Origin of the sequence: Xanthomonas chitinilytica (assembly GCF_026107455.2) — a bacterium.
In the GTDB taxonomy this organism is placed as follows: domain Bacteria; phylum Pseudomonadota; class Gammaproteobacteria; order Xanthomonadales; family Xanthomonadaceae; genus Stenotrophomonas; species Stenotrophomonas chitinilytica.
In genome coordinates this window covers 419,090-428,706 of the sequence record NZ_JAPCHY010000001.1, presented here as the reverse complement: position 1 = coordinate 428,706, position 9,617 = coordinate 419,090, and the positions used below count along the sequence as shown (strand labels likewise).

Annotated in this window: 13 protein-coding genes; 7 read left to right on the top strand and 6 right to left on the bottom strand. The window is 71.2% G+C overall.

The annotated features are described in order from the left end of the window. Positions 1–165: 165 nt before the first annotated feature. Positions 166–318, bottom strand: coding sequence for a hypothetical protein (locus tag OK345_RS01990; RefSeq protein ID WP_265126215.1), 153 nt, complete (start codon positions 316–318; stop codon positions 166–168). A gap of 226 nt (positions 319–544) precedes the next feature. Here OK345_RS01990 and OK345_RS01985 point away from each other — a divergent pair, with 226 nt between their 5' ends. Together OK345_RS01985 and OK345_RS01980 are read left to right on the top strand one after the other, a co-directional pair. Beyond that, positions 545–829: a hypothetical protein gene (locus tag OK345_RS01985; RefSeq protein ID WP_265126214.1), complete on the top strand. Its 285-nt coding sequence runs from the start codon at positions 545–547 to the stop codon at positions 827–829. Between the two features lie 250 nt (positions 830–1,079). Beyond that, complete coding sequence (locus OK345_RS01980; RefSeq protein WP_265126213.1) at positions 1,080–2,054, top strand: HDOD domain-containing protein; 975 nt, start codon at positions 1,080–1,082, stop codon at positions 2,052–2,054. Between the two features lie 46 nt (positions 2,055–2,100). Here OK345_RS01980 and OK345_RS01975 read toward each other — a convergent pair whose 3' ends face one another. Then, a complete protein-coding gene (locus tag OK345_RS01975) occupies positions 2,101–3,657 on the bottom strand; it encodes a phospholipase D family protein (protein ID WP_265126212.1) in 1,557 nt (518 codons plus the stop codon). Between the two features lie 101 nt (positions 3,658–3,758). On the opposite strand from OK345_RS01975, the gene OK345_RS01970 reads away from it, so the two are divergent. Together OK345_RS01970 and OK345_RS01965 are read left to right on the top strand one after the other, a co-directional pair. Then, a complete protein-coding gene (locus OK345_RS01970) occupies positions 3,759–4,493 on the top strand; it encodes an AzlC family ABC transporter permease (RefSeq protein ID WP_265126211.1) in 735 nt (244 codons plus the stop codon). Next, on the top strand, positions 4,493–4,804 hold the full coding sequence (locus tag OK345_RS01965) for an AzlD domain-containing protein (RefSeq protein WP_265126210.1): 312 nt from the start codon (positions 4,493–4,495) through the stop codon (positions 4,802–4,804). The genes OK345_RS01970 and OK345_RS01965 overlap by 1 nt, the downstream gene beginning before the upstream one ends. A gap of 28 nt (positions 4,805–4,832) precedes the next feature. Here the strand turns inward: OK345_RS01965 and OK345_RS01960 are convergent, their stop codons facing one another. Further along, a complete protein-coding gene (locus tag OK345_RS01960; RefSeq protein WP_265126209.1) occupies positions 4,833–5,543 on the bottom strand; it encodes an rRNA pseudouridine synthase in 711 nt (236 codons plus the stop codon). Between the two features lie 235 nt (positions 5,544–5,778). On the opposite strand from OK345_RS01960, the gene OK345_RS01955 reads away from it, so the two are divergent. Beyond that, positions 5,779–6,294, top strand: a complete 516-nt coding sequence (locus tag OK345_RS01955) for a Pvc16 family protein (protein ID WP_265126208.1) — start codon at positions 5,779–5,781, stop codon at positions 6,292–6,294. Positions 6,295–6,307: 13 nt separating this feature from the next. Here OK345_RS01955 and OK345_RS01950 read toward each other — a convergent pair whose 3' ends face one another. Then, the gene (locus OK345_RS01950; protein WP_265126207.1) at positions 6,308–6,808 is read right to left on the bottom strand and encodes a M48 family metallopeptidase; all 501 of its coding nucleotides are present in this window, start codon (positions 6,806–6,808) and stop codon (positions 6,308–6,310) included. Positions 6,809–6,885: 77 nt separating this feature from the next. Between OK345_RS01950 and OK345_RS01945 the strand changes: the two genes are divergently transcribed. Beyond that, positions 6,886–7,440, top strand: a complete 555-nt coding sequence (locus tag OK345_RS01945) for a DUF2058 domain-containing protein (RefSeq protein ID WP_265126206.1) — start codon at positions 6,886–6,888, stop codon at positions 7,438–7,440. A 117-nt stretch (positions 7,441–7,557) separates the two neighbouring features. Then, entirely contained in the window at positions 7,558–7,824 is a 267-nt protein-coding gene (locus OK345_RS01940; protein ID WP_265126205.1) for a DksA/TraR family C4-type zinc finger protein, read from the top strand. Between the two features lie 12 nt (positions 7,825–7,836). On the opposite strand, the gene OK345_RS01935 is transcribed toward OK345_RS01940, so the two are convergent. Both OK345_RS01935 and OK345_RS01930 read right to left on the bottom strand, forming a co-directional pair. Then, complete coding sequence (locus tag OK345_RS01935) at positions 7,837–9,093, bottom strand: sugar transporter (RefSeq protein ID WP_265126204.1); 1,257 nt, start codon at positions 9,091–9,093, stop codon at positions 7,837–7,839. Between the two features lie 271 nt (positions 9,094–9,364). Then, entirely contained in the window at positions 9,365–9,580 is a 216-nt protein-coding gene (locus OK345_RS01930) for a hypothetical protein (protein WP_265126203.1), read from the bottom strand. Positions 9,581–9,617: the final 37 nt, after the last annotated feature.

Sequence of the window (9,617 nt, the reverse complement as noted above, 5' to 3'; positions counted from 1 at the left end):
GGAGAGGCCGGCATGGCCCGGGGGTTTGCGGGCCGGCGGGGCGGGTGTGTCCGGGACATCATACAGGTCGGCGCCTGTCGGTCCGGAGGGCGGCGCAGGCCGCGGAGCAGGCGCAGTGGCGGTATGGGGCGGCGCTGCACCCCGGGCACCGCCGGCGCCGGTGCGTCAATCCGTCGGGTTGGCGGTCCTGGGAGCGGCTTCCGCGGCGGCCTTGGCGGCCTCGCGTGCCTGGCGCTTGCGCGCGTCCTTCTCGTCCTGCTGCTTCTTCTTCGCGATCTCGCGCTGTCGCTTCTCGAACGAGTAATTGGGCTTGGCCAAGTGGCTTTTCTCTTGGGAATCGGGGCAGCCAGTGTAGACCCTTGCAGGTGAACTGCTGCATTTGCGGGCAAAAAAGCCGTAAAAGCGCCGGATGACGGCCATCGGTGGCGAAAAACGGCGCATTCGGCGCGGATCCGGAACCCGCGTCCGCACCCTGGGCATGGCAGAATCCGCCGGCGCCGGCCATGTCGCGGGCGGCGCTTGTTTCCACCTGCCGGGAATCGCAATGAAGAAGCTGTTGGCCGTCGCGCTGGTCTGCCTGTTGTCCGCCTGCAGCCAGGGCCTGCAGGGCACCTATCGCGACGAGATGGGCGTGAGCGCCTATACCTTCGAGCGCGACGGCAGCGCGACCGTCGAGGTGGCGGGCGTGTCGCGGCAGGCCCGCTACGTGCGCGAGGGCGAGGTGGTGAGGATCCTGCTGCCCGGGGATGCGCCGTCGCTGGATTTCACCCTCGGTGCCGACGGTTCCCTGACCGGCCCCATGGGCGTGCGCCTGCTCAGGATCGAATAGCGCGGCGTCGCCAGCGGACGAAACGGGAGCGGCGACCGCGCCAGGCGGCGAGCGCGACGCTTCAGATGTCCGCCAGAATGCCGATACCGGCGGCGATACCGTGCATGGATTTTCCGACGTTCCCGACATGGCGACCCTTCTTGCCGCATTGGCTGCAGCCGCCATGGCGATCCTCGTGGTCGCCATGGCGCGGATGCGGCGACGTCGCTCCCACGCGGTTCCCGCACGGGAACCCGCACATGCGGCATCCATGGCGGGCGAGGGCGCCGGCCATGAGAACGCGCGGGCCGCGACCGCGGTCGAGCGCGAACAGCTGCGTGCGGTCCGGCAGCGCCTGCATGTCCTGGCATTGGGCAGCGCGCCGCCGCTGACGCTGGCGGAACGGCCGGCGCACGAGGCGGTGGCGGCAGCGGTGGCGGCCACGCTGGTGCGGATCGACATGTCGCCGCGCTATACGCCGCGGCGGCCGCAGCTGCTGCCGCAGCTGATGCAGAGCGTCAACGATGCCGATGCTTCGGCACGTTCGATCGCGCGGATCATCGGCCAGGATCCGGTGCTGGTCGGCAACCTGCTGCGCATCGCCAACAGCCCGCTGTACCGGTTGCAGGCGCGGCCGGTGGAGAGCATCGAGCGGGCGGTGACCCTGGTCGGTACCGACGGCATCCGCCAGATCATTTCCGCCGCGCTGGTGCAGCCGGTGATGAACATCGGCGCCGGCGCGTTCGCCCGGTTCCAGGCGGTGGTCTGGGAACACTCGCTGCTGGCCGGCGCCGCGGCGGCCGACCATGCCCGCGCGGTGGGGCGCGAAGACGGGCTGGCCGCGCAGCTGCTGGCCCTGCTGCATGGCCTGGCGGCGGTGCTGGTGGTGCAGGTGCTGCGCGACGAGTACGCGCGGCAACCCTTGCTGAAGCCGTCCGTGGAAATCGCGCAATCGTTGCTGGAGGAGTGGACCGCCGCGACCGCCGAGCGCGTTGCCGGTTGCTGGGAACTGCCGGAGTCGCTGCGGCGCGCGCTGCGTCCGGGGACGGCGGATGGGGGCAGCAGGGAATCGCTGGCGCGATCGCTGGAGTTCGGCCAGCTGGCCGCCACCCTGGCGCTGCTGTGCCGGCACGGCGAAATGGAAGCGGCGGCGGCGCTGGCGACGCTGGACGGAATGGAGGCGCAGGCGCACGCCACGGAGTGGATCTGGCGGCGCTTGACGGCCCCGGCGCCGGCGGCCGGTTGATCGGGCCGCCGCTGCCGGCCGGGCCTGCGGCTACACGGGCCTGCGGCTACAGCTGCGATTCGATCGGCAGCCAGCCGATCATCCACACCAGCAGGCGCTTGCCGCTGCCGGTATCCGGTTCGGTGGCGAGCAGTTGCGGCGGTTGCGGCTCGCGGTCCAGCCAGCGCAGGCGCCGTTCGCCGTCCAGGAACACCCAGTAGCTCTGCGCCGGATCGGTCAGGTGCAGGTATTCCTGGCGCAGCCGCAGGCCGATGTCGGGATCGTCGAAGAACACGCCCATCTCGGTGTTGAGGTAGGCCGAGCGCGGGTCCAGGTTGAAGGAGCCGACGAAGCCGCGCCGGTCGTCCACCACGAACGCCTTGGTATGCAGGCTGGCGCCGCTGCTGCCGAACAGTCCGGCCGAGTCGATCCTGCCGTGCGCCTTCAACTCGTACAGCTGCACGCCCGCCTCCAGCAGCGGCCGGCGATAGCGCGAGTAGCCGCTGTGCACCGCGGGCACGTCGTTGGCCGCCAGCGAGTTGGTGACGACGCCGACCTGCGCGCCGCGCGCCACCAGCCCGGCGAACCACTCGCTGCCGGCATCGCCGGGAACGAAATAGGGCGAGATCAGCAGGGCCTTGCCGCGCACCGTTTCCAGTTCCCGCGCCAGCCGGTACACCAGCCAGTCGGCGGTGTCCTGCTGGCCCTTCTTCAAGGGCGGGTCGGAGACGATGGCCACCCGGCCGCTCCATTTCAGCGGCATCTTGCGGTCCAGGTAGTGGCGCAGGGTGGGCGACTGCGCCACCTGCTGCAGGTACCGGCGGGCGGCGGGAAGCTGCGCCTCGGCGGCGCTTTCGGCCATCAGCCGCCGCAGCTGGGCCGGGGTCTGGTGGTTGAGCGAGGCGATGGGCACCACCGCCGGGCTGTTCCAGAAACGGTCGAAGATGCGGCTGGCGTCGTCGGCCGCGGGGCCGGCCACGACCAGGTCGAGGTCGCGGAAATTGACGTCGTTGCGCGCGTCGAAATACTCCTCGCCGATGTTGCGTCCGCCGACCACCGCGACCCGGCCGTCGGCGATCCAGGCCTTGTTGTGCATGCGGTAGTTGACGCTGAAGAAACGCTGCACCATCTCCACCAGCCGCCACAGGCCCTTGCGGTTGCGGAACGGGTTGTACAGCCGCAGCTCGATGTTGGGATGCGCGTCCAGCGCCAGCAGCTGCGGGTCCATCCGCCGGGTGTTCATGTCGTCGAGCAGGATGCGCACGCGCACCCCGCGCTCGGCGGCGGCATGGACCTCGTGCGCCAGCAGGTGGCCGGTGAGGTCGTTCTTCCACATGTAGTACTGCAGGTCCAGGCTGCGGCCGGCCTGGCGCGCGCTGAGCGCGCGCACCGCGAAGGCATCCAGCCCGCGGGAGACGAAACCGATGCCGGATTTGCCCGGATGCGCGGCCAGCAGCGGCGCCAGCGCCTGGTCGATGGGCGTCTGCGACGGCTGCAGCGGCAGCGCATGGCTGGGCTTGCCCAACGCCTGCGGGGTCAGGTGGTCGGCCAGCAGCAGGCCGCTGGCGACCAGTACCAGCAACAGCAGCAGTGCGATCCCCATCCAGCGCAACAGGCGGCGCATGTCCAACCCCATGACGTGACCGCGACATCGTAATCATTGCCGACCGGGCCGGATATGGCCGGTGGCTGGCTGCGGCGGAAGCGGGCATGCAGAATGCGGCGATGCGCTGGCTCGATTCCCCCGCCGTCCGTATCGGTTGCTCCATCGCGCTGGCGACCGGGCTGTACGGCGTTTCCTTCGGTGCGCTGGGCGTGGCCGCCGGTCTGGAAGTCTGGCAGGTGGTGGCGTTGAGCCTGCTGATGTTCACCGGCGGCTCGCAGTTCGCCTTCATCGGCGTGGTGGCCGGCGGCGGCAGCGGGCCGGCCGCGTTCGGCGCGGCCACGCTGCTGGGCGTGCGCAACGCGGTGTACGGTGCGCAGGTCAACCAGATGCTGCAGCCGCGCGGTTGGCGGCGGCTGCTCGCGGCGCAGGTGACCATCGACGAATCGGTGGCCGCCGCCGCCGGACAGGACAGCCGCGATGAGCGGCGCCGCGGTTTCTGGAGCGCCGGCCTCGGCGTGTTCCTGTTGTGGAACCTGTTCACCGCGGTCGGCGCGCTGCTGGGCGACGCGCTGGGCGATCCGCGTCGCTGGGGGCTGGACGGCGCGGCGGTGGCGGCCTTCCTCGGCCTGCTGTGGCCGCGCCTGCGCAGCCGCGAGCCGGTCGCGATCGCCGTGGCCTGCGCGCTGGTCACGGTACTGGCGGTGCCGTTCAGCCCGCCGGGCATCCCGATCCTGGTCGCGGCGCTGGTGGCGGCGCTGTGGGGCTGGTTCGGACGCGGTCCCGCCGACGAGGGGCTGGAGCCGGACGTGGAGCCGGCCGGCCATGCCGAGGGCGATCATGGGGAGCTGCGCTGATGCCGCTGTGGGGATGGATCCTGCTGGCCAGCGCGGCGGCCTATGCGATCAAGCTGAGCGGTTACCTGGTGCCGACGCGCTGGCTGGAGAAGCCGCGCATGACCCGCGTGGCCGGCACCCTGACCATCGGCCTGCTGGCGTCGCTGACGGCGATGAACGCCTTCGCTTCCGGGCAGGGGCTGGTGCTGGATGCGCGGCTGGGCGCGTTGCTGGCGGCGGCGCTGGCGCTGTGGTGGCGGCTGCCGTTCCTGCTGGTGGTGGTCGCCGGCGCGGCGACGGCGGCATTGCTGCGGCTGGCCGGCTGGGGTTGAAGCGCATCGCCTGGCCGGCCTGCGGCGCTCAGAAGCGCTGGCCGGGCGCCAGGTAGCGCCACTGTCCCACCGGCATCTTGCTCAGGCCGATGCGGCCGATCCGCAGCCGGCGGATGCCGGTCGCCTCCAGCCCGACCTCGCGGCACATCTGCCGCAGCTGGCCCGGCTGCACGTGCTTGATCGCGAACCGCAGCCGGTTCTCGCTCTGCCAGCTGACCTTGCACGGCGCCAGCACCCGGCCCTGGTAGCGCAGGCCATGGCCGAGCTTCGCCAGTGCCCAGGGGCCGGCCTGGCCCTCGACCTCGACCACGTACTCCTGTTCGATCGTCGCCAGGTCCTCCTCCAGTCGCCGGCGCACCCGCCAGTCCTGGCTGAACACCACCAGCCCGCTGGCGTCGTCGTCCAGCGGCATCAGCGGCACCAGCCGCTGGAAATGGCGCTGCAGCAGGCGCACGCCGGAGTCGTCGCTTTCGGCGCGGGCCTGCGGCGAAAGCAGGGCGGCGGTGGCTGCCGGGTCGCTGCCGACGGGCTTGTTCAGCAGCAGCGTGGCCGGTTCGGCGGCCTCGGGGGCGGCTTCCGCGGCGATTTCCACCCGTTCGGCGCCCACCAGCGTCTGCGGGGTTTCGACCACGCGGCCGTCCACCGACACCCAGCCGCCCTCGATGTAGTGCTGGGCTTCGGCGCGCGAGCAGCGCAGCAGTTCAACCACGCGTTTGTCCAGGCGGATCGGGTCGGGCATCGGAAGCGGTTCGGGGCGACGGGCGGCGAGTGTACCGGCTTGGCGCGGAAGACGCGGCCAAACCGGCCGGATTGCGCCGTTGCGGCGGCGCGGGCGTAATGTGCGCAGGCGAGGCGTTCCGGATGCTGGGCGTGGCCGCCGTGGCGAGGCGATGCATGCGGGCGAGGTGGACACGGTGCCGGGTCCGGGTGCCGTGGGTGGTGGAGTACCCGATCCCCTGTGCGGAGGTGGAAGCATGACCCAGAACGCATTGATTGCCGTGTCCAGCGATGCGCTGCGCGGCCTGCTGCAAAGTGCCATGCCGGCGGCGGTGAACGTGCAGCTGGCCGCGCCGTCGGCGGAGGCGGCCGTTGCCGAATCGGTTTCGCTGCACCTGTTCCGCATCGCCTCGCCACCGGCGGCGCGCGCGGTCCCGGTGCTCGGCGCCGACGGCCGCCGCCTGCACGCGGCCCAGCTCCTGCATCTGGACTACCTGGTCGATGCGCGCGCGGCCGATCCGCTGCAGGCGCAGCAGTTGCTGGGCACCGCGCTGCACGCGCTGGTGCGTTTGCCGCTGATCGACCTGCCGGGCATCGGGCCGCTGCTGTCGCAGCCGGAACGGCTGGATACGCTGTTGCCGGCCTCGCTGGGAATCACGCTCAAGGCGCTCGACCTGCCGCTGGCCGAACAGGCCGCGCTGTGGCGTTCGCTCGGGGTCTCCGCGCGCGGCAGCCTGTACTGGCGTGCCGAGGTGCTCTGGCAGTCGCAGTAGCGCCGCCGGGGCGTCAGCGCCGGCCCGCGCACTCCAGGTGGGTGAGGTACAGGCGCAGGTCGAATTCGAGCTGGTGGTAATCCGGTTCCATGTGCGTGCACAACTGGTAGAACGCCTTGTTGTGGTCCGATTCCTTCAGGTGCGCCAGTTCGTGCACCACGATCATCTTCAGGAAATCGGCCGGGGCGTCGCGGAACACGCTGGCGATGCGGATCTCGCGGCTGGCCTTGAGCCGGCTGCCCTGCACCCGCGACACCGTGGTGTGCGTGCCCAGCGCGTGCTTCACCACCTGCAGCCGGTTGTCGTAGACCACCTTGCCCAGCGGCACGGACTGGCGCAGGTAGCGCTCCTTCAGCGCCTGCGTGTACTCGTACAGCTGGCGGTCGCTGCGCACCGCGTGCGGCTGGCCGTACCTGTCGCCCAATACCTGTCCCAGCCGGTCCTGCTCGATCAGTGCGCGTACCCGCTGCAGCAGGTGCTCGGGATAGCCGGCGAGGTACTTCAGCGGTTGCATCGGGGCGTGGGCAGGGCGCGTGGACGGGATGGCCCAGTATGATGGCAGCCATCGGCAACCGAAGAACGTGCAGGAACATGGCGAAGGCGAACCCCCTCCAGGAACAGTTGCTCAAGGCCGGCCTGGTCAAGAAGTCCAAGGTGGCGCAGGTCGCGCACGAGCAGGCCAAGGCCCGCCACGCCAAGGCCCCCAGGGCGCCGAGCGAAGAGCAGCGGGAGATCGAGCGGGCGCGGGCGGAGAAGGTGGAGCGCGATCGTGCCCTTGCCGCCGAGCGCAACGCGGCCGCGCGCCAGGCCGAACTGCGTGCCCAGGCCCGGCAGATCATCGAGACCAGCCGGGTGAAGCGCAGCGGCGAGCTGGAGTACCGCTTCGCCGACGGCGCGGCGATCCGCACCCTGCTGGTCGACGACGGCCTGCGCCGGCAGCTGGCCGCCGGCACGCTGGTGATCGTGCGGCTGGGCGAGGGCCATGAACTGGTGCCGCGTGCGGCGGCCGACAAGATCCGCGAGCGCGACGCCTCGCTCGTCGTGGTCGACCATGCCGCCACGGCCGACGCCGCCCCGTCCACCGGCAACGCCGAGGACGATGCGTACTACGCGCAGTTCAAGGTGCCCGACGACCTGATGTGGTGACGCGGCCTGCGCGATGCCGGCCGTGGCCTGAACCGCCATCGGCCTGAATACGCGCTTCGACGCCGCCGTGCGCCAACTCGGCTAGGCTGGCGCAAGGTCGTTGTGGAGCAGGCAGTCATGGCCACCGGTTGGGCAGGAGACGACGCGGTACAGGAGCAGATCGACGCCACCGTCGAGGATGCGATCAAGCGGGCGCGCAGCAAGCTGCCCAGCGGTCCCGGGCTGGAACATTGCGAAGAGTGCGGCGCGCCGATTCCCGAGGCCCGGCGCAAGGCGATACCCGGCGTGCGCCTGTGCGTGGCCTGCCAGGAAGCGCAGGACCGCGAGCAGGCCGAATTCAGCGGCTACAACCGCCGCGGCAGCAAGGACAGCCAGCTGCGTTGACGGCGGCCGGCCTCAATGCGTGGGGCCGCTAAGGCGGAAGCTGGCCGAGTAGCGCAGCATCGCGAACAGGCACCAGCTCCAGCCCAGCAGCGCCAGCAGTCCGCCGACCAGGCCGATGTGCTGGAGGCCCAGGTGCAGGCTGACCTGGCTGCCGATCAGCGCACCGGCGCCGATGCCGATGTTGAAGATGCCCGAGAACAGCGACATCGCCACGTCGGTGGCGTCCGACGCCAGGTGCAGCACCTTGGACTGCATCGACAGCGCGAAGCAGATCATCGCCACGCCCCAGACCGAAGCCAGCGCGTACAGCATCCAGGCGTGGCCGTTGCCCGGCGCCAGCAACAGCAGGCAGCCGCCCAGCACGCCGATGGCCGCCAGCAGGAAAGCGCGTGGCCAGCGCAGGCCGAAACGCGAGAACAGCAGGCTGCCGACCAGCCCCATGCCGCCGAACAGCAGCAGCACCAGCGTGGTGACGTGGCCGTCGAAACCGCCCACCTGCTGCACGAACGGCTCGATGTAGCTGTAGGCGGTGAACTGTGCCGCAACCACCACCATCACCAGCAGGTACAGCGCCATCAGCGCCGGGCGCCGGAACAGCAGCGGCAGGCTGCTGGCCGAGCCGGCGTTGCGGCTGGGCAGTGCCGGCAGCAGGCGCACCAGCACCGCCATCACCAGCAGCGCCGCGCCGCCGATGGCCAGGAAGGTGACGCGCCACCCCAGTGCCTCGCCGACGATGCGTCCCAGCGGAATGCCCAGCACCATCGCCATCGAGGTGCCGGTGGCCAGCAGGCCGAGCGCCTGCGGGCGCTTTCCTTCCGGCGCCACCCGGACCGCGAGCGAGGCGGTGATCGACCAGAACACCGCGTGCGCCAGGGCGATGCCGATGCGGCTGGCCATCAGTACCGGGAAGCTCCAGGCCAATCCGGACAGCACATGGCTGACGACGAACAAGGCGAACACGCCGGCCAGCAGCTTGCGCCGGTCGATGTGCCGGGTCAGCAGCATGCCCGGCAGCGAGGTCAGCGCGACCACCCAGGCGTAGATCGTCAGCATCAGCCCGACGTGCTCGATCGGCATGCCGAAGCTGCCGCCGATGTCGCTCAGCAGCCCCACCGGCACGAACTCGCTGGTGTTGAATACGAACGCGCCCAGCGCCAGCGCGATCACGCTGAACCAGCGTTGGCGGTCGCTCGGTACCGGCGAAGGGGAAGCAGAAACGGCAGCGCCCGCCGCGATGGACGGACACGAGGGATCGGAGGCGGCGGACATGGTGCGGGGGGAGCGGCGGGGGGAGGCGTGGTCCCGGCAGGCAGCGGGAGGCCACGCTTGCGGATTCTGCCACGCGCAGGCTTTCCGGGAATGAAACGCTGCGGTGCGCAGCCGTTCCTGCCAGGCCCGGCAAAGCGGTCCGGGCGCACTCGAACCGGCGCGCGCCGGCGTCGCCGGGAGGATTGCGTCACCGGATCAGGCCCTCGTGCGCCTTGAACGGCGGGTGGTCCGCATCGCCGCCGATGTTGCCGTGGCGGCGGGAGGGCTGTCGTTACGTCGGGTCCGGCAGCCGTGCGCCGTCCCGTCCGATGCGGACATCGCCGCTCGGGCAGTGCCAGCCGCCGAACAGGGCTTCGCGCACGTCCCGCGGAATGCGGAGGGCCGGCAGGCCGGTGCCGCACCTGGGGCAGGCGCGGGGCGGGGCGATGGCCGCCAGGCCGACGATGGCTCCCACCGCGCCGGCGACGCTTCCGGTGTTGTCGCTCATGGATTTCTCCTTGTCCGGTGCCGTCGAGCCTGCCGAC

Bases quoted from the DNA above. Each gene is read 5' to 3' on its own strand.
- OK345_RS01970 (WP_265126211.1), top strand. From the start codon at position 3,759: ATGCGCTGGCTCGATTCCCCCGCCGTCCGTATCGGTTGCTCCATCGCG.
- OK345_RS01960 (WP_265126209.1), bottom strand. From the start codon at position 5,543: ATGCCCGACCCGATCCGCCTGGACAAACGCGTGGTTGAACTGCTGCGC.
- OK345_RS01965 (WP_265126210.1), top strand. From the start codon at position 4,493: ATGCCGCTGTGGGGATGGATCCTGCTGGCCAGCGCGGCGGCCTATGCG.
- OK345_RS01980 (WP_265126213.1), top strand. From the start codon at position 1,080: ATGGCGGGCGAGGGCGCCGGCCATGAGAACGCGCGGGCCGCGACCGCG.
- OK345_RS01955 (WP_265126208.1), top strand. From the start codon at position 5,779: ATGACCCAGAACGCATTGATTGCCGTGTCCAGCGATGCGCTGCGCGGC.
- OK345_RS01950 (WP_265126207.1), bottom strand. From the start codon at position 6,808: ATGCAACCGCTGAAGTACCTCGCCGGCTATCCCGAGCACCTGCTGCAG.
- OK345_RS01985 (WP_265126214.1), top strand. From the start codon at position 545: ATGAAGAAGCTGTTGGCCGTCGCGCTGGTCTGCCTGTTGTCCGCCTGC.
- OK345_RS01945 (WP_265126206.1), top strand. From the start codon at position 6,886: ATGGCGAAGGCGAACCCCCTCCAGGAACAGTTGCTCAAGGCCGGCCTG.
- OK345_RS01975 (WP_265126212.1), bottom strand. From the start codon at position 3,657: ATGCGCCGCCTGTTGCGCTGGATGGGGATCGCACTGCTGCTGTTGCTG.
- OK345_RS01935 (WP_265126204.1), bottom strand. From the start codon at position 9,093: ATGTCCGCCGCCTCCGATCCCTCGTGTCCGTCCATCGCGGCGGGCGCT.
- OK345_RS01940 (WP_265126205.1), top strand. From the start codon at position 7,558: ATGGCCACCGGTTGGGCAGGAGACGACGCGGTACAGGAGCAGATCGAC.
- OK345_RS01930 (WP_265126203.1), bottom strand. From the start codon at position 9,580: ATGAGCGACAACACCGGAAGCGTCGCCGGCGCGGTGGGAGCCATCGTC.